Annotated in this window: 23 protein-coding genes; 9 read left to right on the top strand and 14 right to left on the bottom strand. The window is 69.8% G+C overall.

The features are described from left to right. Positions 1-414 precede the first annotated feature (414 nt). From ACIA8L_RS05605 to ACIA8L_RS05595, 3 genes are all read right to left on the bottom strand, one after another. A complete protein-coding gene (locus tag ACIA8L_RS05605; protein ID WP_395900729.1) occupies positions 415-660 on the bottom strand; it encodes a hypothetical protein in 246 nt (81 codons plus the stop codon). A 9-nt stretch (positions 661-669) separates the two neighbouring features. Next, positions 670-1,329 carry a sigma-70 family RNA polymerase sigma factor gene (locus ACIA8L_RS05600; protein WP_395900727.1) on the bottom strand — a complete coding sequence of 220 codons (660 nt, stop codon included), beginning with the start codon at positions 1,327-1,329 and terminating at the stop codon, positions 670-672. A 175-nt stretch (positions 1,330-1,504) separates the two neighbouring features. Further along, on the bottom strand, positions 1,505-1,723 hold the full coding sequence (locus ACIA8L_RS05595; RefSeq protein WP_395900725.1) for a hypothetical protein: 219 nt from the start codon (positions 1,721-1,723) through the stop codon (positions 1,505-1,507). Positions 1,724-2,558: 835 nt separating this feature from the next. Between ACIA8L_RS05595 and ACIA8L_RS05590 the strand changes: the two genes are divergently transcribed. Continuing rightward, complete coding sequence (locus ACIA8L_RS05590) at positions 2,559-3,302, top strand: hypothetical protein (RefSeq protein ID WP_395900723.1); 744 nt, start codon at positions 2,559-2,561, stop codon at positions 3,300-3,302. A gap of 548 nt (positions 3,303-3,850) precedes the next feature. On the opposite strand, the gene ACIA8L_RS05585 is transcribed toward ACIA8L_RS05590, so the two are convergent. Together ACIA8L_RS05585 and ACIA8L_RS05580 are read right to left on the bottom strand one after the other, a co-directional pair. Further along, positions 3,851-5,008 carry a HoxN/HupN/NixA family nickel/cobalt transporter gene (locus tag ACIA8L_RS05585; protein WP_395900721.1) on the bottom strand — a complete coding sequence of 386 codons (1,158 nt, stop codon included), beginning with the start codon at positions 5,006-5,008 and terminating at the stop codon, positions 3,851-3,853. 295 nt (positions 5,009-5,303) lie between these two features. Then, the gene (locus ACIA8L_RS05580) at positions 5,304-5,447 is read right to left on the bottom strand and encodes a hypothetical protein (RefSeq protein ID WP_395900720.1); all 144 of its coding nucleotides are present in this window, start codon (positions 5,445-5,447) and stop codon (positions 5,304-5,306) included. A 47-nt stretch (positions 5,448-5,494) separates the two neighbouring features. On the opposite strand from ACIA8L_RS05580, the gene ACIA8L_RS05575 reads away from it, so the two are divergent. Further along, positions 5,495-5,914, top strand: a complete 420-nt coding sequence (locus tag ACIA8L_RS05575) for an ASCH domain-containing protein (protein WP_395900718.1) — start codon at positions 5,495-5,497, stop codon at positions 5,912-5,914. Here ACIA8L_RS05575 and ACIA8L_RS05570 read toward each other — a convergent pair. The 5 genes from ACIA8L_RS05570 to ACIA8L_RS05550 form a co-directional block, all read right to left on the bottom strand. Beyond that, positions 5,903-7,237: an aminotransferase class I/II-fold pyridoxal phosphate-dependent enzyme gene (locus ACIA8L_RS05570; protein WP_395900716.1), complete on the bottom strand. Its 1,335-nt coding sequence runs from the start codon at positions 7,235-7,237 to the stop codon at positions 5,903-5,905. The genes ACIA8L_RS05575 and ACIA8L_RS05570 overlap by 12 nt on opposite strands. Positions 7,238-7,344: 107 nt before the next feature. Further along, on the bottom strand, positions 7,345-9,012 hold the full coding sequence (locus ACIA8L_RS05565; RefSeq protein ID WP_395900714.1) for a C1 family peptidase: 1,668 nt from the start codon (positions 9,010-9,012) through the stop codon (positions 7,345-7,347). Next, on the bottom strand, positions 9,009-9,314 hold the full coding sequence (locus ACIA8L_RS05560) for a hypothetical protein (protein ID WP_395900712.1): 306 nt from the start codon (positions 9,312-9,314) through the stop codon (positions 9,009-9,011). Before ACIA8L_RS05560 ends, ACIA8L_RS05565 begins: the two co-directional genes overlap by 4 nt. 144 nt (positions 9,315-9,458) lie before the next feature. Then, a complete protein-coding gene (locus tag ACIA8L_RS05555) occupies positions 9,459-10,118 on the bottom strand; it encodes a response regulator (protein ID WP_395901744.1) in 660 nt (219 codons plus the stop codon). Positions 10,119-10,150: 32 nt separating this feature from the next. Beyond that, positions 10,151-10,975: a sensor histidine kinase gene (locus ACIA8L_RS05550; protein WP_395900710.1), complete on the bottom strand. Its 825-nt coding sequence runs from the start codon at positions 10,973-10,975 to the stop codon at positions 10,151-10,153. A 140-nt stretch (positions 10,976-11,115) separates the two neighbouring features. On the opposite strand from ACIA8L_RS05550, the gene ACIA8L_RS05545 reads away from it, so the two are divergent. The 4 genes from ACIA8L_RS05545 (at position 11,116) to ACIA8L_RS05530 (ending at position 15,074) form a co-directional block, all read left to right on the top strand. Then, positions 11,116-11,802, top strand: a complete 687-nt coding sequence (locus ACIA8L_RS05545) for an ABC transporter ATP-binding protein (RefSeq protein ID WP_395900708.1) — start codon at positions 11,116-11,118, stop codon at positions 11,800-11,802. Beyond that, complete coding sequence (locus tag ACIA8L_RS05540) at positions 11,799-14,117, top strand: FtsX-like permease family protein (RefSeq protein WP_395900706.1); 2,319 nt, start codon at positions 11,799-11,801, stop codon at positions 14,115-14,117. The genes ACIA8L_RS05545 and ACIA8L_RS05540 overlap by 4 nt, the downstream gene beginning before the upstream one ends. A gap of 102 nt (positions 14,118-14,219) precedes the next feature. Further along, entirely contained in the window at positions 14,220-14,768 is a 549-nt protein-coding gene (locus ACIA8L_RS05535) for a Uma2 family endonuclease (protein ID WP_395900704.1), read from the top strand. Positions 14,769-14,906: 138 nt separating this feature from the next. Then, positions 14,907-15,074, top strand: coding sequence for a hypothetical protein (locus tag ACIA8L_RS05530; protein ID WP_395900702.1), 168 nt, complete (start codon positions 14,907-14,909; stop codon positions 15,072-15,074). A 27-nt stretch (positions 15,075-15,101) separates the two neighbouring features. Here the strand turns inward: ACIA8L_RS05530 and ACIA8L_RS05525 are convergent, their stop codons facing one another. Next, positions 15,102-15,404: an MTH1187 family thiamine-binding protein gene (locus tag ACIA8L_RS05525; RefSeq protein ID WP_395900700.1), complete on the bottom strand. Its 303-nt coding sequence runs from the start codon at positions 15,402-15,404 to the stop codon at positions 15,102-15,104. An 18-nt stretch (positions 15,405-15,422) separates the two neighbouring features. Between ACIA8L_RS05525 and surE the strand changes: the two genes are divergently transcribed. Next, positions 15,423-16,211 (top strand): 5'/3'-nucleotidase SurE, encoded by a 789-nt coding sequence (surE, locus tag ACIA8L_RS05520; protein WP_395900698.1) that lies wholly within the window; start codon positions 15,423-15,425, stop codon positions 16,209-16,211. Positions 16,212-16,311: 100 nt separating this feature from the next. Here surE and ACIA8L_RS05515 read toward each other — a convergent pair whose 3' ends face one another. Both ACIA8L_RS05515 and ACIA8L_RS05510 read right to left on the bottom strand, forming a co-directional pair. Beyond that, positions 16,312-17,427, bottom strand: coding sequence for an epoxide hydrolase family protein (locus tag ACIA8L_RS05515; RefSeq protein ID WP_395900696.1), 1,116 nt, complete (start codon positions 17,425-17,427; stop codon positions 16,312-16,314). Beyond that, positions 17,424-17,819 carry a cupin domain-containing protein gene (locus ACIA8L_RS05510; protein ID WP_395900694.1) on the bottom strand — a complete coding sequence of 132 codons (396 nt, stop codon included), beginning with the start codon at positions 17,817-17,819 and terminating at the stop codon, positions 17,424-17,426. The genes ACIA8L_RS05515 and ACIA8L_RS05510 overlap by 4 nt, the downstream gene beginning before the upstream one ends. 48 nt (positions 17,820-17,867) lie before the next feature. Between ACIA8L_RS05510 and ACIA8L_RS05505 the strand changes: the two genes are divergently transcribed. Next, positions 17,868-18,677, top strand: a complete 810-nt coding sequence (locus ACIA8L_RS05505; RefSeq protein WP_395900692.1) for an alpha/beta hydrolase family protein — start codon at positions 17,868-17,870, stop codon at positions 18,675-18,677. A 100-nt stretch (positions 18,678-18,777) separates the two neighbouring features. Here the strand turns inward: ACIA8L_RS05505 and ACIA8L_RS05500 are convergent, their stop codons facing one another. After that, positions 18,778-20,652: a helicase-associated domain-containing protein gene (locus tag ACIA8L_RS05500; RefSeq protein ID WP_395900690.1), complete on the bottom strand. Its 1,875-nt coding sequence runs from the start codon at positions 20,650-20,652 to the stop codon at positions 18,778-18,780. A 410-nt stretch (positions 20,653-21,062) separates the two neighbouring features. Here ACIA8L_RS05500 and ACIA8L_RS05495 point away from each other — a divergent pair, with 410 nt between their 5' ends. Beyond that, complete coding sequence (locus ACIA8L_RS05495) at positions 21,063-21,581, top strand: LPXTG cell wall anchor domain-containing protein (protein ID WP_395900688.1); 519 nt, start codon at positions 21,063-21,065, stop codon at positions 21,579-21,581. Positions 21,582-21,591: the final 10 nt, after the last annotated feature.

Here is a 21,591-nt window from a genome sequence, read left to right as displayed (position 1 = left end):
AGCCAGCTATTACAGCTACAGCGCTGGCCGATCGAGCGGTCGAGCGGTTCCAGCCCCACTGATGAGGCTGAAGACGGCGGCAAGCGCCAATCCGATCGTTGCAGAGACTGCGACGATCGCGGACAACCGCACTGCCAGAAAGAGCATCGCTCGTCTAGCAGGTGGTTGGTGATCGACTTCCAATTCACCCACCTTTGGTGTCATAGACTTGCCCTCGCTTTCTGCGAGGCACAGATCGCGCAGCTGCATGCACTAGGCCCCTCTCCCTGGACGAGGCACCCGGTCGTCCACCTCCGTTCGGCCGTTACCAAGCCGTCTGGTTGACACCCACGTTGCTCGGGGTGGTGGATCGATCGATTAGCACCGTTGCGCCGGTTCGCTTACTACCATCGCGCTTGCACGCGGAAATCAAAACTAGTGTCTACCTACCCCTTCCTCCGGCACCGTGCCGATGATCTGCTCTCCTTCATGCTCGCCGTCCAGGCCCGGAGGGCCGACACGCACAGGGCGGTCGGACCCTCCGGTTTCTGCGACGGTTTCGCTCGGAACGGCCAGTCCCAGATGGGTGAACACCCGGACGCTGAAGTCGTCCAGATCTTGTCTGGACGCTTGTTCCGCAAAGGAGTCGGCCAACTTCAGTAGACGGCTTTCAAGGTCCACCTTGGCCTCCTACTCCAGGAGGTTTCGTAGTTTCTCGATTGCGGACTGGTAAAGAAGTCCCGCCTTGTAGCGGGTGATCCCCATTTCCTCCGCGGCTTTGACTTGGCTCATTCGGAACCAGAATCGCAGGAAGAGGAATTCACTCTGCGCCTCATTGAGACTGCGCATGGCATTCCTGACCTCCCACCCAGGATCGTCCACGGCAAGCTTGTCCCAGACAGACGCCGAAGCACCATCTTCTTCCGAATGATGGCCCGGCAAGCCCAAAGGCTTCTCCCGGCGCTTGTAGCTGGTGCCCAGACCATCGAGTAACAGATTCCTGACGGTCGTGAAGACATACCGCGGGCTCTCCTTGAACAGTTCCCGCTTCCGCGGGTTCGGCCACTGGTCATAGCACTTGACCGCGGCGTCGAAAGCGATCTCATTGCCGTCTCGACCGCAAAGGCTATGGCCGGCTTTGAGGAGGGCCTGACGACCCTCCTCCTGGAACCACTTGACGAAGTCCAGCTTGAGGAGCTTGGCCTGATCTTCGTCGATGTAATCCCAGGTGACCGCCGGCTCCCGCTCCGCCAGCTTCTCAACGGGCTCGTGCTCCGTCGCAGACTCTGACAAGACCGGGTCCGTGTCCTCAGGTTCGGGGGGCTGGTAACCGCCCTCCGGAGCGCTCATCCGAGTGCCCTTCGTTCGATACACGCGGCTCCAGCTCCAGGGTGCTGGAGCGGAAACGCGTGGCCTTACTCTGGGGATGACACGAAACTGAGGCTCAAATCTGCCGAAATATTCCAAGATTTTTCCGGGCGATGTAGGTCGGCTCCTGAACTGCGGGAACCCCACCCCGGTGGGATCAGTATCCCAGTACGACACTGACTCGACGGCGCAACACCCCCGTCCCCTTGTCGAGACAGGTGGCGTAGATCCGGAACAAGATCTCCACCAACTGGCCCGCCCACTCGGCGACGTCGGTTGGGGGCACCCCACCGTTGAGCCAGGTCGAGACGGCCGCATGCCGGAGGTCGTACGGCCGCTTCGCCAGCTGGGTCGCCAGCACCTCTGCTGTGAACACGTGCTCCCGGGCCAGATGCCAAGTGTCGGTTATGGTCCGCTTGGGTAGCTCCTGCTTGTCGCGCTACCCGACGAACAGACGGCCCGCCCTTGGCGTCAGTGCCGAATTCCCCGATGTGCCAATGGATGAGCGCGGTCAACTCCGGCGGACACGGCGCCGTACGCCGCTCCCCCACCTCCCGTTGCTTCAGCTGCCGACAGTCGCGATTTCCCCCGCTGTCGGTCCGCTCCTTCCCGGCGTGCGGCTCAGCGTTGCCGAAATCAAACTCTCCCAAACCCTCCTCAGGGAGATTCAGATTGGAGAGCGTTAGAGCAACCGCCCCCTCCGGCCTTATAGCGGCGAAATACAGGCAGCCGAAGAATGCCGCCAAGCGAGCACCGGCGGCTCAACGGCGACCATCCGCCTGCTCACGACGAACGGGATATGTCTTTGGTGGCTGCGCAGGAGCGCTTTGCGAGAAATGGTTCCGTTGCTGCGCAAACTTTCTGTACCGTCTTCAAGGCAGCCGAAACGGGCCGAACGCAATGCCGTCTGTGCGCCTCATCGGCCAGCGGCTGCCTCGCCGCACGCCGACCAAGCCGACGCCCGGCGACTGGCGCGGCTCGCGGGCCGGCGGCGCGCAAGGGTGCCCGGCCGCCCTTAGGACCGCGCGAACGGCGGGCCGGTAGCCGCCCTCAATAGATGCGCCCAGCCTGCGCACATCCGTCGACCGTTAGGACGGCATTGACCGGCGACCTTGTAAAGACACCCGGGCGGGTGAAGCTTCCGGCCCCCCGGTGGCGTGCCTGTGTGACACTCGGGTGGCAGCGAGACGCCGTCCCAGGAGAATGGTCAATTGAGTATTCCGACTGAGGATTGGGTTGCTGCGATCGGGCTCGGCGGTGTAGTTGCTGGCTCCATCGTCCAGAGCCTCAGCTCCAGCGCCGGCATGAAGCGTCAGCGTGCGATGGTCTTTGAGAACGCAGTAGCCGAAAAGCGGGCCGAGCTTTACATTTCAGTGCTTGGCTATGTCTCAAACATGGAGAGTCGGCAGAACCGCCACGTTAGCGTCTACAAGTCTCTTGACTTTTTGCCGAATAACCACCAAGAGCATGCCGCCGAGCCCAGCGTGGCGCAAATCGGCTCAGATGGGGATTTGGAAGCAAGGCTCGCGACATTTTCTTCGATGTTGGTCGAGGTCTTGTTTATTCATTGGTACTATCAATATTCGCTTAACGTGAATGCACATCTAAATATGGTACTGTGCGAGACTCTGCTAGAAATTCCCGGCATCGAGCACCCAAGTTCTGAAGAATTCAAACTGTCCAAGAGGCTAGACTCAGACTCGGCTATTTTGTCAGCCGGATCAGCCAGCCTATTGAAGCAACAGATACGCGCGGAACTTAATGGAAAGGAGAGCTGGATGACCGGCCGACGCCGCTCTCTATCGCTCTTCTTTTCCGACAAAAAGCAGCAACAATGGAACTCAGACACGGAGGAGTTTATCGAGGAGCAACTTCCAATTATACAAGAGCGCATGCGGAAGCTCGGAAGCCAGCTAGACGATCCTACCGTAGATGGCCAATTGCCGCTTTGGTAGAAGAATCCCTCTCACCGGGCTTAGGGTGCAGGTTCGAGACCCGCTGCGCGCACTGATGAGACCTCGCCCTCTTCAGGCCACATGAAGCCTCGGCACAGCGGAAACACTTTCGATTGCGGCCACAGAAGGGCTGCTCGCGGAGTTCGCGACCGAACCGAACGCGGCGGGGACAGGGCGTAACGCTGGTCCTGTTCGGGCGGTCGATCGCAGGGAAGACAGACACCACCCCAAATATGCCCCCAAAGCTTGGTCCAAAGCCGCATGACCGTGAAGTGTTTTGGCTGCTCAGATGCCATACATCCGAAGCGGATTCCCCGACTCTCCGGAGGCGGGGGCGCAGGTTCGAATCCTGCGGGGCGCTAAAAGGAACCCCCGCCAAATCGTCAGGTGTGTTGATCGTCGAAGCTGCCTATCCGCTGCCGGCCGCGAGTGCTGGGCTATAGCTGCCTGAACAGCCCGAATGCATGATGCCCCAACCTTCAGCGGTTGGGGCATCAATACTTCGACATGCGACGCGCCGTGGTGGCGTTGCTGCTCGTCTGTCGCGCTCAGGCGGCGTCGTCCGGCGTGGTGGCCAGGTGGCCGGTCCAGCGCTCCTCGACGCGGCCGAACTTCCAGACGGCTATCGCTACGGCCCAGGCGATGACGAACAGGCCGACGATGGCGTACCCGGCGTAGTCGAGCGGAATGTCGGCGATCGCGGCTAGCGGGCCGGTGGTGATGCCGGCCTGGTCGGCAAGGACGCCGATGAGTTCGATCGTGCCGATGATGAGGGCTACGGCGACGGAGATCGAGGTGATGGTGATGTTGTAGAAGACCTTGCGGACGGGTTTGGCGAACGCCCAGCCGTAGGCGGCGTTCATGAACACGCCGTCGATGGTGTCCATGAGGCACATGCCGGCGGCGAAGAGGATCGGCAGGATGAGGATGGCGTAGAACGGGAGGTTGAACGCGGCCGCGCCGCCCGCGAGGACGAGGAGTCCGACCTCCGTGGCCGTGTCGAAGCCCAGGCCGAACAGCACGCCGATCGGGTAGATGTGCCAGGACTTGCGCACGGACCTGGTGAGGCCGCCGAGGATGCGGTTCATGAAGCCGCGCTTGTTGAGCTGGTCCTCGAGTTCCTGTTCGTCGTAGTCGCCGGCGCGCATCCGGCGGAAGACGCGGATGATGCCGAGCAGCACGACGAGGTTGAGGATGCCGAGGATCCACAGGAACACCCCGGACACCGACGCCCCGATCACCCCGGTGACGGAGTGCAGTTCGGAGTCGTCGTTCTCGACCTGACCGGCGAGGGTCTTCACGCCCACGGACAGCAGGAACGCCAAGGCGAACACGATGGTGGAGTGGCCGAGGGAGAACCAGAACCCGACCGACAGCGGTTTGCGGGCGTCGGGGACGCCGGTGTTGTCGGCCATGAGTTTGCGGGTGGTGTTGTCGACGGCGGCGATGTGGTCCGCGTCGAACGCGTGGCGCAGCCCGAAGGTGTAGGCGAGCAGGCCGACGCCGACGGTGAAGACCGGGTGGTCGCCGCCGAGCTGGAAGTGCTCCGGGGCGACGAGGCCGAACAGCACCCCGAAGCCGACGACGTGCAGCAGTGCGATGAACGCGGCCATGCCGCTCAGGGATCGCCAGTCCTGGCGGTTGAGGCTGCGGCGGAACCGGGTCAGCCCCGAACCGTCCACGGCCATGGTGTCGCGCGTCGTCATGCGGACCTTCTTACGGATGAGGGGTGAACGCCTAGGAGCCGATCGCGCTCCACTGTTGCAACTTACTGGCAAATACCGCACAGTGTCAGTGGTGGAGCGCACGATCGCGGCCAATCCGGGTCGAGGTGCTGATCGAGGGGGCTCGCGACGGGGCGGTGCACCAGCGGCCGGTCGGGAGCGAACTGCCCACGGGCAGGCATCCGGACGCCGTGGCGGCGGAGTTGACGGCTTCGCCAGTGGACGCTCGCCGGGTGGCCGTGCCCGTCGGGTCAGGCGGCGCCCAGCGCGATAGTCCTCAGCCAGTCTGGGCGCCGCCGCCATTGTCGATTCTGCACAGCAGCCGCACCACGACGTCGACCTCGTCCGACGTGAACGCCGCCGCGGTTGCCTTGATGCGACGGTCCCCCAGGGTCTTCGTAAACGACTCGCTCCTTACCATGCCCACACCCTAGGTTCGGGGGTACGACAAGAAATCGGGGGTGGGACGTGGACGATCTTCCCGTGTTCGAGCTCGGGTTCCCGGGGCCGCTGCGCGATCGGCTGGTGGCGGCGGTGCTCGATGGCAGCAAGACGACGACCACCGGGCTGCTGCAGGACTATGAGATCGACGGGGAGCCGCTGCCGGTGATGGGCCGGAGAGCCGCGGTCGTTGACTCGGCCGGGGAACGGGTGGCGGTCATCGAGATAGTGGACGTGCGGGTCCTGCCGGTGGCCGAGGTCGATCTCCGGCACGCCGTCGATGAGGGGGAAGGGGACACGTCGGTGGCGGCGTGGCGGCGCGGTCACGAGGGGTTCTGGCACGGCGAGGACTATCGGGGCTGGCTCGGCGATCCCGGGTTCACGGTGCGGGACGAGACTCCGGCGGTACTGCTGCGATTCCGGCTCATGCCGCGGTCAGACGCCTGAGATCAGGGAATGCCCGGCGACCGCCGCCGCGGTGGCCGCCGCGAGTGCGGGAATGACGTCCGTGGACAGGGCCGAAATGGTGATGCGAATCGCGGGGGGCGTGGCGAGGCGATACAGCGCTCCCGGTGCCACCGCGTAGCCGGCTTCGCGCAGCCTCGCCACCGCCACCGTTTCGTCGGGCACGGAGACCCACACATTCAATCCGGTGCGGCCGGTCACCAAAAGGCCTTCGGCGCGCAAGGCAAGAACAAGACCCGAGCGCCTTTGTTCGTACTCCGCAGCAGCCGACGAAACCGTGGCGGCTACGACCGGATCGGCCCACAGGTCGGCGACGAGACGCTGGAGGACGAGCGACACCCAGCCCGTCCCGAGCCGTTGCCGGCCGGTGAGCCGCCCGATGCTCGTGGCGTCACCGGCGACGACGGCCAGCCTGAGATCCGGCCCGTAGGGCTTGCTGACCGAGCGGATGAAGCCCCACGAATGCGTAGTACCCCCCACATGAAACAGCGGTTCGACCGACAACTCCGCAGCGTGGTCGTCCTCGATGACCAGCACGTCGGCATGGGCCCCGAGCACCGACCGCAATTCCTTCGCGCGTGCGGCGGTCACACTGGCACCGGTCGGATTGTGCGCGCGGCTGGTGACCACGACCGCCCGCGCCCCGGCCCGCAATGCGTCAGCGAGTCGCTGCGGATCGGGCCCGGACTCGTCGACCGGTACCGGCACCGGCCGCAATCCCAACGCCGCCACCAGATCGAGCAGGTTGGCCCAACCCGGGTCCTCGACCGCGACCCGATCGCCGGGCAACACGTGCGCCTGCAGGAGCCGCTCAATGCCGTCCAGCGCGCCGCCGACCACCGCCAGTTCACCCGCGTCAATGCCGTCCCGGCTCAGCGACGCTTTCGCCGCCGTGAGCAATGGCGGGAATCCGGCGGCCGCACCGTACCCCGTGGGCATTGATTCGGCGGCCATGCGAGCCAGGGCCGGGCCGATGTCCGGCAGCAACCGCGAATCGGGGCCGCCGGTGGCCAGGTCGAGCACGCCGGGCGGTACCTCGAGCCGGAACTGCCCCCGCGCGGGCGCGATCGCCGGCCGGGGCCGCACCCGGGTCCCCTGCCGGCCCGCCGACTCCGCGATCCCACGCTGCCGCAACGCCTGGTAGGCCGCGGCAACGGTCGCCGGGCTGACCCCGAGCTGCGTCGCGGCCGCGCGGATCGGCGGCAGCGCGGCCCCCGCGGGCAGCGCACCCGAGCGCACGCCGGCCTCGACGGCGGCGGAGATCTCACTCGCCGTCCGTCCCGCCAGTGCGAAGCCCGAGTTCATGCTCCGACCCTAAGCGACACTCAGCCGAGATGAGTACAAGCGGCACCGGACCGCCGACACTGATGCCGGCCCCGGCCGAGGGCGTAGTCGACCGCGTGCAGGCGGTGTCAGGGCAGGTCGACGAGGTACGTCTGCGTCCAGCCGCCGGGCGTCGGCGCCACCCGCCAATGCTGGAACACGTGCGTCGTGGTCTCCGCGATCACTTCGACGGCGGCGATCCCGGCGTGCCCCTGCGCCACGCCCCGCACGTCGGCGATGCCGCCGCCGAACCGGGCGAGCCGCTGCCATGGCGTCCCGGGCCCCGGCGGCCGGACCCAGTGCTCGATCGCACCGTCGACGGCGACGAACAACACCAGCGATCCGGCCGCCCACTCGCTGGACGAGTCCAACGCCTCGATGAGGCACGGAGCGCCGTCGACGCCGCCGGCGAACTCGTCCACCAGCGACCACACGCCGCTCTGCCGCTGCCAATGCTGCAACCGGCCGCTGTCGGCGACCAGCACCGTCACCAGGTCGCCGGCGCCCTGTTCGCCCCACGGCCAGGCGCCCGCCCGCAGTTGCACGAAAGCCTGGCCGCACCGCCGGACACCCGTGCCGAACCGGGCCCGCTCCTGCCAGGTGCCCGGGGGAACGCCCAGCCACGGCCGGGCATTGCGCCGCGTCCAATGACTGATCTGGCCGGCTCCGGTGGCGACCAGCAGTTCCAGACTGCCGGGCTCACCGAAGTTGCTCTGGATCAGCACCGGCGCACCGACCGCGTCGGCCGGCCCGAACCCGGTCGGCACGTCGGGATGCCACTGTTTGACGTCCTGCTTGAACACCCAATGTTGCAGCGGGCCGCTCGGGCCGGACGGGTCGGTCAGCCAGACGGCGTCGAAGTTGCGGTTGAAGGTGGTCTGGGTGAGGCCCACCGGCGATGCGACCGACCCGGTCACGAAGGGGTGGCCGAGCCCGAAATCGCCGATGTGGTTCCACGTGATGGCTCCGGAGTCCTTGTACCACCAACGCACGGCGCCCTTCGGCCCGGCCGCCGTGAACTCCAGGTTGGCGTGCCGGCCACCGTTGCCGCTGACCACCAGCCCGCCCGCATGATGGCGGCGTTTCGTCGACGGGTCCGGGTTCGTGCCCTGCAGCCCGTACTTCTCGAAGGCGTCGATGCGCACCTCGCCGAAGCCGATGCGGAAGATTCCGTCGGGATGGGCGACGCTCGTGCCCCAGGAGTTCTTGGCGATCCAGCACGCGGTGGCATTGTCATAGCCGATGAGCAGCACGACGTGTTGCCCGCGCAGGCCCGCCGGAGCAGTGTTGTGGTAGACGCCGGTGCCGCCGTACCAGAAGACGTCGAAGTCGGCGTAGACATCGAAGGTGCCGATCAGCGGCCCGACGCTGTCCAGCCACGTCTGCTGAGCTTGCAGGCCGACGATCGACGTCAACGCCGGCGTGTGGACCACCCGGCCGGAGCGGTCGGCCGATGCCGTCGCTGGATACGTGTAGTTGAGCTCCCGCCCGGACCATGGCAGACAGCCGGCGTCGGCGATCCCGTTGGAGGCGATGAAGTCACCGGAGGTCTTCGGTTCGCCGCCGAGGAACGAGTAGTAGTTGAGGCCGGTGAAGACGTCGCCCTCGCTGCGTTCACACCAGACGCCGTGCTCGATCCGCACCATGGACTCGACGAGGCCCGTGTTGGCGAACCCCCAGCAGAAATTGCTGCCGCCCTGATCCCGCGGGCCGGTCACATAGCTGTTGCCCTGGTAATTGCTCCAGTCGATGCTCATCGCGGTTCCCCGAAGTCACCGAGACGAACCTGCGGTCCCCAGGCGCCTTCCAGCATCCGCTGGGCCTCATCGGCCGGGAGCAGCCCTCGTTCGACGGCTTCGACCAGTCGCCGCGGGTCGTCGCCCAACGCGCGGATCGCGGCCGCGCGGACATCGGCCGGCGGCGTCTCCCCCTCGGCGAGGGGGGTGTCCTGGCCGGTGACCGGAGGCGAGGGCGGCTCGGCCGCATCATCGACCTCGGCGAGCACCCGCCAGCCGAAGTCGTCGCTCTCCAGCATTTCCCGAATCTCGCCGTATCGCATGTCGCCTCACTCGATGTCAGCGGGCACCCAAGGACGCACCTTCATGGTGGGCGCGACGGCACGGACCGGAGTTTCGGAGTCCTCGATCGGACACGCCGGGAATGCGCCGTCGCCCCCGTGGACAGCAACGGCAGGCGGCGGAGGCTAGGAGTTGGCCGGGCGGATCAGGCCGGTTTCGTAGGCCAGGACCACCGCTTGGGCGCGGTCGCGGAGTTCCAGCTTGGTGAAGATGCGGGCTACGTGGGTTTTGACGGTCGCCTCGCTCAGTGTCAGGGCGGCGGCCAGTTCGGCGTTGGAGAGGCCCTGGCCCATCAACGTCAGGACCTCGAGCTCGCGGGGGGTCAGCGGGGTCAGGTCGCGGTGCAGTGGAGGGGGTGTGGACTCGGCGGCGAAGCGTTCCACCAGGCGGCGGGTGATCGATGGGGAGAGGAGGGCGTCGCCGGTGCCGACCAGGCGGACCGCGTTCGCCAGGTGTTCCGGGGTCACGTCCTTGAGCAGGAAGCCGCTCGCGCCGGCGGCCAGGGCGGCGTAGACGTAGCGGTCCAGGTCGAAGGTCGTCAGCATGATGATGCGGCAGGTCGGGTGCTGGGCGACGATCTGTCTCGTCGCGGCCAGGCCGTCCAGGTTCGGCATCCGGATGTCCATCAGGATCACGTCCGGGCGCAGGCGGGTCGCGGCCGTCACCGCCTCCACGCCGTCGACCGCCTCGCCGATGACCTCCACGCCACGGGCGTTGAGGATCATGCGGAAGCCGATCCGGACCAGCGCCTGGTCGTCGGCTATCAGGACGGTCGGGCCGGTCAGGCCGGTCAGGCCGGTCGGCTCGGTCGGGCCGGTCATGCCGGGTCCAGGGGGATGCGGGCGCGGACCCGGAAGCCTCCGCCGAAGCGGCGCCTCGCGTCGAAGTCGCCGCCGTAGACCGCCACCCGTTGGCGTAGGCCCAGGAGGCCGCGGCCCGAGCCGGAGACGGTTGTGAGGCCGGGTTGCGCGCCCGGGCGGGACGTGTTGAGGACCTCGATGCGCAGGCCTGTCTCGGTGTAGCGGACCGAGACCTCGGCTCGTTCCGCGTCGCCGTGTTTCAGGGCGTTCGTGAGCGCCTCTTGCACAATTCGATATGCGGTCACGTCGATGCCGGCCGGGAGCGGTCTCGGGGTGCCGGTGATTCTGACGTCCACCGGCAGGCCCGCGAAGGCGACTCGGTCCACCAGGCGGCTCAGGGCGTCCAGGCCCGGCTGGGGGGCGAAGTCGTCCGGGTCCGAACCGTCCTGGCCGTCGGCGGACGGGGACAGCAGGCCCAGCAGGTGGCGTAGTTCCTTCAGCGCGTCCCGGCCGGCGCCTTCCACGGCGGACAGGGCCGCGGTCACGTCCGGCGGCACGGCGTCGACGCTCGCGGCCAGGACCTCGCTGGCCGCGGCGGCCTGCACGACCATCACGCTCACGTTGTGGCTCACGATGTCGTGCAGCTCGCGGGCGATCCGGGCGCGTTCGGCGGCCACCGCGCCGCTCGCCGCGGTCTGGCGTTCGCGCTCCAGCCGCCAACCCTGCTCGCCCAGCACGCGGCGGTGGCGGTGGCGGGCGCGGACGGCCGTGACCGCGAACGCCGCCGCCGCGCCGATGGCCAGCACCAGCGCCGCGAGCAGAAGGCCGATGAGCACGGTCACCCTGGCCACGATGCCAGAGACCCGGGCGTGGGCGCATCGGTCCCCGGTTCCAGCCGTATACATCCACAGGATGACCTGTGCTCGGGGGTTGCATCTCGTAGTGGACGACTCAGGCAGTACCCCCGAAATAGGTTTGGGGCATGACAACGGTGGTGCGGCTGGACTCGGTGTGCAAGGAATTCGGCGGCACCGTCGCATTGGACGGGGTTTCGCTTGTCGTCGAGGCGGGCGAGGCGGTGGCGGTCATGGGGCCTTCCGGGTGTGGGAAGTCGACGCTGCTCAATATGATCGCGGGGCTCGATCGGCCGTCTTCCGGAGTCGTGGAGGTACACGATGAGGATCTCGGCGGTTTGACGGAAACGGGGCTCGCGCTGTTTCGGCGGCGGCGGATCGGGATGATTTTTCAGTTTTTCAATCTGCTCGATGATTTGCCGGCCCTCGACAATGTCGCGCTCGCGGCCCAGCTGATGGGCATCAGCGCCAAACAGGCCCGGCGGCGGGCGCTGGAACTGTTCGACGAGCTCGGGATCGCCGATCGGCGCAACGCGTATCCGGCGGCGCTCAGTGGCGGTGAACGGCAGCGGGTCGCGGTCGCGCGGGCGCTGATGAATCGACCGGCGTTGCTGCTGGCGGACGAGCCGACGGGGGCGCTCGACAGCCGGGCCGGGGAGCAGGTCATGGACCTGTTGCTGGACCTCAACCAGATCGGGCAGACGTTGCTGCTGGTCACGCACGATCAGGCGATGGCCGAGCGGTGTGCCGGGCGGGTGGTCGAGCTCGCCGACGGGCGGGTCGTCGGCGAGCGGGCGCTGGAGCGGACGGCATGAGAGCGACCTGGCGGGCGGCGCGGGCGGCGGTCCGGCGGCGGCGGCTGCAGACCGTGGTGATCGGGCTCGTCGTGTCGTGCGCGACGGCGACGATCGTGGTGGCGCTCGGGCTGCTCGACGCATCGTCGGCGCCGTTCGAGCGGTCGTTCGCGCAGCAGCTCGGGCCGCACCTGATCGCGCAGTACGACAACGAGCGGCCGCGCACGGTCGCGGGGGCGGCGGCCGTCTTCCCGCTCGTGGTGCTCGACGTGCCGGCCGACGGGGGGCCGGTGCCGGCCACCGGGCCGCTCACCGTCGTCGGGCGGGCCGACCCCGGCGGCGCCGTGGACCGGGTCGAAGTCTGGGCCGGGCGGTGGGCCACCGGGGCCGGTGAGGCCGTCGTCAACTGGCTGCCGCCGGCCGACCGCGCGGACGCGCACCGCTTCGGGGACTCGCTGCTCGGCAAGACCGTCACCGCGCCCGGGCGGCCGGCGCTGACGATCGTCGGGCTCGCGTACAGCCTCAGCCACACCGCCGACGTCTGGGTCTCCCCCGCCACGCTGGCCGGGCTCGGGACGGCCGGGTCCGAGGTCCTCTACCGCTTCCCGGGCGACCCGGACGCGGCCGCGATGCGCGCGCACGTCGCGAGCCTGCCGGGCGACGGTCTCGCCGGGTCCCGGTCGTACCTCGCGCTGAAGGCCGAAGTCGCGGCCGGCCCCGGCACCATGGTGCCGTTCCTGGTCGTCTTCGGCGTCCTCGGCCTGGTCGTCGCCGTCCTGATCGTCGCCAACGTGGTCAGCGGCGCCGTCATCTCCGGCTTCCGGCACATCGGGGTCCTCAAGGCGATCGGGTTCACCCCGCGCCAAGTGGTCCTCGTGTATCTCGTCATGGTGTCGGTACCGTCGATCGCCGGTGCCGCCCTCGGGACCGTCCTCGGCACGCTCGCCGCCCGGCCGCTGCTCGCCAACGCGTTCCAGGGGCTCGGCTTCGCCGGGCCGTTACAGACCGGGATGTGGGTACCGCTGACCGGCGTGCTCGGCGTGCCGGCGCTGGTAGTGCTCACCGCGCTCGTCCCGGCGCTGCGGGCCCACCGGCTCTCGGCCGCCGAGGCGATCAGCGCCGGCTCCGCCCCGAAGCCCGGCCGCGGCCTGCGGGTCCAGCGGGCCCTGGCCGGCACCCGGCTCCCGCGCGCGGTCAGCCTCGGCCTCGCCCTGCCGTTCACCCGCCCCGGCCGGACCGGCCTCACCCTCGCCGCCCTCCTGCTCGGCGTCACCACGGTCACGTTCGCCGGCGGCCTGGCCACGTCGGTCATCCGCTACGGCGACGCCGTCGACCGCGCGGACGCGGTCCAGGTGCAGGTCCGGCCCAACAACCCCGAGCTCGGCGTCCCCGCGTCGCCGAAGACCGACCCGCAGGTGGAGGCGCTCCTGCGCGGCCTGCCCGGCACCGTCTACGTCACCGCGAACCTCGACCTCCAGCTCACCGCGGCCGGCCACCCCGGCCCGGTGGCGGTCAACTTCCTGCGCGGGGACGCGGCCACGATCGGCTTCCAGCAGGAGCTCACGGCCGGGCGCTGGCTCACCGGCCCCGACGAGGTCGTCGCGTCCTCGGCCGCCCTGCACGACCTCGGCCTGGCCGTCGGCGACCGGCTCACCCTCGCGTACGACGGCCGCACCGCCCCGGTCACCATCGTCGGGCGCACCCTCGACGGCGGCGTCGGCGACGGGGACCTGTTCGCGGACTGGGGCGCCTTCGAGCGCCTCGCCCCCGACTACCGGCTGGTCAACCACGAGATCATGTACTACGTGCGGATCGCGCCCGCGACCACGGTGGACGCCTACCTGGCGGCGGTCCGCGCCGCCGACCCCGGGCTCAACGCGTGGTCGGCCGTCGCCGGGCTCGGCAACTCCTACACCGTCTCCGTCGTCACCGTGTCGGTGGTGTTCTCGCTGATGATCGGGGCGGTGGCGGCGCTGAGCGTGTTCAACACGGTGCTGCTCAACGTGCGGGAGCGGCGGCGGGACCTGGGGATGCTGAAGTCCATCGGGATGACGCCCCGGCAGGTGGTCGCGATGATGGTGACGTCCATGGCGGCGCTCGGGGTGGTCGGCGGCCTCCTGGGGATCCCCATCGGGATCGGCGCGCATCGGCTGATCCTGCCCATGGCGGGGCGGGCGGCGAAGATCGACCTGCCGGCTTCGCTGTTCCAGGTCTGGGATGCGGGGGCGCTGGCGTTGATGGCCCTGACCGGGGTGGCGATCGCGGTGCTGGGCGCCCTCATCCCATCGCGGACGGCGGCCCGCCTCCCCATCGCCGAGGTCCTGCACAATGAATAGGGCCAAGTGGCCCTATGACGGTACGGTTTCGGGGTGACCTCCAGTACGTACTGCCCAGGTACTCGATGGACCGATACGCTTGTCAGGTCGGAGGTGGACGCGATGACCAGCCTTAACCTGCCCCGTATCGAAGAAATCGACATCGACGACCTTGGCTCATTGCCCGAGGGATATCGATATGAACTGCACGACGGCAACCTCTTCATCATGACGCCGTCGAGCTTCTGGCATAAGGCGATGGCGCGCCGTCTCCTGCTGATGCTCCACGCCGCCGGCGCCAACGTATTCGCCGATCCGGGCGTCCGTGGCGAACGGCCCCGCGACAACCGCCTGCCCGACCTCGGTGTCGTGACGAAGCTGCCGCCCGGGCTGTCGTCGTACGCCAACCTTCCCGGCTCGGCATACAGCCTCGTCGTCGAGATCGTCTCCGAGCACTCGGAGAACGGCGAATACACCGACAAGGCGGCCTGGTACGCCCAGCGCGGCATCCCCGAGTACTGGATCGTGGACCAGACGCCCGATCGAGCGGACGACGACGGACTCGTGCTCATCCATCGCCTCACGCTTTCCGGCGCGCTGCCGGCATACGCGCGCGAGCGGGTGCTGCCGCTGTCCGACCTCGAGGCGGAGTACCGCGCCGAGCGAGGCTGAGATCGGGCGGACATCGCGCGCAGGAACCGGTCGCGGCCGGCCCAGGAAAAAACCGCGGTTTCCGAGGCCGCTTCGCTCCCGCCCCGGGCCGAGGGCTCCGCGCCCCCTGCACCCCCTTGCCGGCGAGGCTCGAAGCGAATGAGGCGCTCAGGCGCTTCGCTGGTGGCGGCCCAGCGGGAGGTGATCGCCCCGCTGGAGCCGGCCCTGGCCCGCAAGCGCACGGACGCGACGGGCTTCAACGGGATCCTGGCCACGTGGCGGCACGAGAACGCCCGTGCCGCCCTGCGCTTCCTGGACGACCTGTAACGCGACCGCGCGGACCCGGCCGTGTGGTCAGTCCCGCAAGTACCGCTCGACGCCGGCGACCTTCGACTCCAGGCGCCCCACCGGGCCCTCGCGCCAGTCGACCTTGATCACGGTGCTGGTGCGGGGGCTTCGGCTCTGTACCGCCGCCACGGCCGCCTGGACGACGCCCATGACCTCCTCCCAGGTTTCGCCCTCGACCGTGGTGAACATCGCCTCGGTCCGGTTGGGCAGCCCGGAGGCCCGCACCACCCGGACCGCCTCGGCGACGAGCTCTCCGACGTCCGCCCCGGCTCCGAGCGGTGTAACGCTGAACGCGACAAGTACCGACATGGGCTTATTCTCGGCCCTGTGCGACTGGTGATCACCAACGACGACGGCATCGACGCTCCCGGGCTGCGCGCCCTCGCCCTGGCCGCCGCCGAGGCCGGCCATGCGGTGACGGTCGCCGCGCCGGACCAGGAGCAGAGCGGCACCGGCGCGGCCCTGGCGGCCGTCACCGACCAGGGGCGGGTGGTGCTGCGGGCGGTACCGTTCGACGGTCTGCGGGCGTTCTCGGTGGCGGCGTCGCCGGCGTACATCGCGGTCCTGGCGTCCCTGGAGGTCTTCGGGCCGCGCCCGGACGCGCTGCTGTCCGGGATCAACCGCGGCGCGAACGCCGGGCACGCGATCCTGCACTCGGGCACCGTCGGCGCGGCCCTGACCGCCGCGAACGAGGGCCTCCGCGCCCTGGCCGTCTCGCTGGACGTCCTCACCTCGCTCCCGGGCGCGGCCCAGTCCGTCCAGGAGGCGTTCCGGGAGCGGGAGGGTGAGGTGCTGCACTGGTCGACGGCGGCCGGCTACGCCGTCCAGCTCCTGCCGTGGCTCGCGTCCGCGCCCGCGGCGACGGTCCTGAACCTCAACGTCCCGGACCGGCCGCGGCCGGAGGTCCTGGGGCTGCGCCGGGCCGCGCCGGCCCCGTTCGGGCAGGTGCGGATGGCGGTGGCGGAGGCGGCCGCGGACTTCGCCCGGATCACGGTCGAGGTGCGCGAGGAGTCGTCCCCGCCGGGCACCGACCTGGCCCTGCTGACCGCCGGCTACGCGACCCTGACCGCGCTGCGCCCGCCCGCCGAAGACCCGGACGTCCCCCTGCCCACCTGATCAGCACCACGAACGGAACACCGCCGAATACAGTCAGCGCCGCGTACCGAACACCGCCGAATACAGTCAGCGCCGCGTGCGGCACGCGGCCCGGAAACGGTCAGCGGAGCGTGCGGAAGGCCGATCGCAGCTCGGCGACCCACAGGTCGGGGCGTTCGAGGGCGGCGAAGTGCCCGCCGTGCGGCGGCTCGCCCCAGTGCACGATATGGGGGTACCGCCGCAAAGCCCATCGCTTTGAAGGGCGCGGCAGGTCGCGAGGGAAGACCGTGCACGCGGCCGGCACCTCGACGACGTCCGCGGTCGCGGTCGTGAACCAGGCCTGGACCTGGCGGAAGCTCTCCCAGTAGAGGCGGGCGCTGGAGGCGGCCGTCCCGGTGAGCCAGTAGAGGGTCACGGTGTCCAGCAGCGCGTCCCGGCCGATCCGGGCCGGCTCCTCGCTCCACGCGGTGAACTTCTCGGCGATCCACGCGCACAGCCCGGCCGGCGAGTCGTTGAGGGCGTAGCCGATCGTCTGCGGGCGCGTCGACTGGATCATGGAGTAGCCGTCGCCGTCGCGCTGGGCCGCCGCCAGCTCGTCGAGGGTGGCCCGCTCGGCCGCGGTCAGGTCGTCGAGGATCGGGGCGGCGATCGGCGGGCAGACGTGGATGCCGGCGAGGTGCCCGGCGTCCCGCAGGCCCATGGCGGTGGTGACGCTGGTGCCCCAGTCGCTGCCCATCGCGCCGTACCGCGCATAGCCCAGCCGCGCCATCAGCTCGGCCCAGGCGCGGGCGATCCGCTCGACGCCCCAGCCGGGCCCGGTGGGCGCGGCGCTGAAGCCGTAGCCGGGCAGCGACGGCAGCACCACGTGGAACGCGTCGCGCGGGTCCTCGGGGTGGGTGAGCGCCTCGACGACGCCGAGGAACTCGGCGATCGACCCGGGCCAGCCGTGGGTGACGACGATCGGCAGCGCGCCCGGGTGCGGCGACCGCGCGTGGACGAAGTGGATCGCGAGGCCGTCGAGCTCGGTGCGGAAGTTCGGCCAGGCGTTGAGCCGGGCCTCGAAGCGCCGCCAGTCGTAGCCGCCGGCCCAGTACGCGCACAGGTCGCGCAGGTACTCCACCGGCACGCCCTGCACCCACCCGGGCACGGTCGCGGGGTCCGGCCACCGGGTCGCGCGGACGCGGCGCCGGAGGTCCTCCAGGGCCGCCTCCGGCACCGCGCTGCGGAACGGGGTCATGTCAGGTCGTGCCCGGCGGTGCGGTCGACGTGGCCCGGGATGTCGCCGGCCCGGGCGTCGCCGGTGGTGAGCGTGCCGGTCGGTTCGAACATGAGGATGGAGCCGCCCGGGGACGACGGTTTGTGTTCGGTACCGCGCGGCACGACGTACGTGTCGCCCGGGTGCAGCACGACGGTGTGTTCGTGGCCGTCCGGGTCGCGCAGGGCGATGTCGAAGCGGCCGTCGAGGACGAGGAAGAACTCGTCGGTGTCGGTGTGGGTGTGCCAGACGTGTTCGCCGCGGGTGTGGGCGACGCGCACGTCGTAGTCGTTCATGCGCGCGACGATCCGCGGGCTGTACACCTCGGTGAACGACTGGAGCGCCTCGGACAGGTTCACGGGCTTCGCGGTCATGCGCCAATTCTGGTACCGCTCGCGCCCGCGCGCTTGTACAAAGTGCACATGGATGATCGTTGGCAGCAGGATCCGGACCCGGCGCTGCGCCCGGTCGCGCGGACGCCGGAGGTGCGGTTCGACTCGCACGGAGTACCCCTGCTGGGGGTGCTGCACCTGCCGGCCGGGCCCGGGCCGCACCCGGTGGTCGTGCTGCTGCACGGCTTCCCCGGCAACGAGCGCAACTTCGACCTCGCGCAGGCGCTGCGGCGGGCCGGCTACGCGGCGCTCGTCTTCCACTACCGCGGGTCGTGGGGGGTCGGCGGCGCCTACTCCTGGTCGAACGTCCTCGCCGACGCCGCCCGCGCGGTCGCGGTCGCACCGTCTCTGGACCCGTCGCTGGACGCGGGACGGGTCGCGGTCGTCGGGCACAGCCTCGGCGGGTTCGCGGCCCTGCACACGACGGCGGCCGACCCGGCGGTACGCGCGGTCGCGGCGCTGGCCTCCTTCGACTTCGGTGCAACGGCGGAAGAGCCGGCGGGGGTACTGCAGCAGACCCGCGCGATGTTCGGTTCGGATCTGCTGCCACTGCACGGCACCAGCGGCGACGCGCTGTATGAGGAGATGCTCGCCAACGGCCCCGCGTGGCGCCTGGCCGACCTGGCGCCCCGGCTCGCGGACCGCCCCGTGCTGCTCGTCGCCGGCGAGCGCGACACGGTCGCACCCCCGGTCCGCCACCACGCCCCCGTCGCCGCCGCCTACGGCACGAGAGCCGCCGGCACCCTGGCCGCCCTGACGCTGCCGTCCGACCACGCCTTCTCCGACCACCGGATCGCCCTGACCCGCGCGGTCATCGACTTTCTGGATCGCTCACTGTAGACGCCCGGTGGCACACCGGCCGCAGAATCGCTCGCCGCAAGCGCGCGGTGGCACACCGGCCGCAGAATCGAGCGCGCCGTCGGCGTGCCCGACCGCGCGGTCATCGACTTTCTGGATCGCTCACTGTAGACGCCCGGTGGCGCACCGGCCGCTCGACCGCGAGCGTGCCGTCGGGGTGCTCGCCGGCCGGGACGTAGCCGGCGTCGCGTAACGCGGCCATGGTCTCGGCCGGCGGCCGCGCGCTCGCCAGCACCGTCGGGGCCAGCTCGGTCAGCTCCAGCCCGGCCAGGCCGCGGACCCGCTGGAGCTCGCCCAGCAGCGCCCGGTCGTCGCTGCGCAGCACGCACCCGACCGCGCGGACGCGCACGTGGCCGTGCTTGCGACCCATGTCGGCGATGAGGTATTCGAGGGGCTGCGGCACCCGCCCACCGGCCGCGGCCGCGCGGACGCGGGCGAGCAGCTCCTCGGCGCTCGAGCCGGCGTCGAACGCGCGGCGCACCGACGACGAGGTGAACCGCCAGGTCGAGCCGCCGCCCCGGGACTCGCGCTCGGCCGCCAGGTTGAGCAGGGCGCTGAGCGACGACGACGGGGTGCCGGTGGCCACGGCGGTCAGATCGCTCTGCAGCAGTACCGTCTCCACGGCCGCCGGCACGAAGGCGTGCACGGTGTCGAAGAGCCGGCCCGGGTCCCCGGCCGCGAGGGCGCGGCACAGCGCCGTGGGGGCGAAGCGGTCACCGACGCCCATGAGCTCGAACTCGCGCCAGAGGGCGGCGGCGAGCGGTGCCACCTCGTCGGCGTCGCCGGCGATCAGCGGGCGCAGGTAGGCCAGCATGCTCGCCAGTCCGGCCAGGTCGGCCGCGCCGCGCCCGGGCGGCAGCGACGCCAGGATCGCCGCGAGGGTCGTGCGCAGCAGCGCGCTGCCGGCGTCGTGCTCGGAGCCGACGAGCGCGGGGCGGCCGTCGAGCAGCAGCGGCGCGGCCGGCATCTGGTACCAGCCGTCGAGCAGCCACCCGAACTGCTCGGCCGGCTCCAGCTTGAGCCAGTTGTCGTACTCGGCCGCCGGGGCCACCCGGGCGGCGGCGATGCCGATCAGCCCGTTCATGCCGGCGACGGTGAGCCAGAACCGCGCCCCCTCCTCGTCGGTGCCGGTGAGCCGGGCCAGTTTGCGCAGCTCCCGCGCGCTGATCCCGCCGGCCTTGAGGATCGGCACCGGGGTGCGGCCGAGCTCGTCGAGCAGCGTCTCGACGGACGCGATCGCGGCCCGGGCCGCGGCCGCGCCCCCGCGGTCGACGGCCTCGGCGGGCGCGGGCACCGACAGCGGCGCCGGCGGGACGGGGTCGAACGGGGCGGTGAAGCCGGGGCGCAGGGCGGCGCCGACCTCGCTGGGCATGGAGATCTCGACGCCGTAGTAGGCGTTGAAGATGAGCAGGCCCCGGTCGGTGGCCCAGCGCAGCGGGTGCCGGCGGTTGGTCCGCAGCGCGAACGCCGTGTCGGCGTCGGCGTACTTCGGCCGCCGCTCCGCCATCTCCAGCATGACCTCGCGGGCCGGCCGCGGCGCCGCCCGGAACTCCGCCCGGACCAGGTCGGGGTCGGCGAGGGCGGCGTTGATGCTCCGCACCAGCGCCGGCTGGCTGAGCTTGTAGGCCGGCCGGCCCAGCTCGATCGCGATGCGCTGCAGCTGTTCGAGGGGCAGATAGGCGAGCTCGTGCTCGGCGGCCCGGCCGAACCCGTAGGTGTTGGCGATCGCCTTGTGCAGTCCGACCGTGCGGATCCAGTCGCCGTCCGGCCGCGCGAGCCCGGCGTCGAACAGCGCCCGCAGTGCTTTTGTGAGGTCCGGGTCGTCGGGGCCGACGTCCAGCGCTCGCGCCAGGTCCTCTCGCCGCGTGCCCGCCGCGCGCAGTGACAGGACCTCGGCCACCTGTAACTGCGGGAGCGTGAGCAGCGACGCGAGCTGGAGCATCTGCGCCGTTTCCACGGCGCGATCCTATTCTGTCAGCGCTTTGTTCATTGCGTGACACCATTATCACTGTGTGTCATTGATTGGGCACGCGTCTCTTATGTTGTAACCGGGTCACACCGAGGAGTGATTAAGAGAAGCATAGATCTTCATTATTTTCGTGGACGATTTGGACATATGCCCCTGCTTTGGAAAATTTCATGGCCGTACGACTGTCGGGCGGCAAGTAATCCGCACTATCTTGTGTCGTCGCTAAGTTCCGCCCCGTAGGAGACGACGTGAAGAACCCGCTGTTCAGGAGGGCTGCCGTCGGCACTTTCGCCGCCGCTGCCGCCATCGGCCTATCGACCTTCTTCGTTACCCCGGCCAGTGCGCACAGCGCCGGTCCCGCTGGCTCTGCGGATTGTGGTGACAACGGTCTGTACACGGTGACCTGGACGGTTAAAAACGACTTCAACAAACCGGTCACTCTGAGCAACATCAAAATCACGCCGAATGCCGGCAACGGCAACGTCCCGGGCGAGATCAAGCTGGACGGCGGCGCCGGAAGCTCGTTCAAGACCACCTACGCCGGCGACGCCAAGACCGAGCTGATCCTGAGCGTCGACGGTCTGTGGCAGGACGGGCCGCGCAAGACCTGGCCTGAGGACGGCCACCCGAAGACCTTCCACAGCGACCCGGTCAAGCTCAAGGGCGACTGCAAGCCGACCGGCACCTCGCCGAAGCCGTCCCCGTCGCCGTCGAGGTCCGCCTCGAAGCCCCCGACCCCGGAGGCGTCCCGCCCGGTGACGCCGACGCCGTCGCAGTCCTCGACCCCCGGCCTGCCGGTCACCGGCTCCAGCACCACCCTGCCGATGGTGGGCACGGGCGCGGCCCTGGTCGCGGGCGGTGCCGCCCTGGTCTTCACCCTCCGCCGCCGGCGCCGGGTGACGTTCACGGCCGAGTAACGGCCCCAGC

Source organism: Dactylosporangium sp. NPDC051541 (assembly GCF_044454505.1).
Taxonomy (GTDB): domain Bacteria; phylum Actinomycetota; class Actinomycetes; order Mycobacteriales; family Micromonosporaceae; genus Dactylosporangium.
The sequence above is the reverse complement of the archived record's forward strand: the minus strand, read 5'-3'. Positions and strand labels throughout refer to the sequence as shown.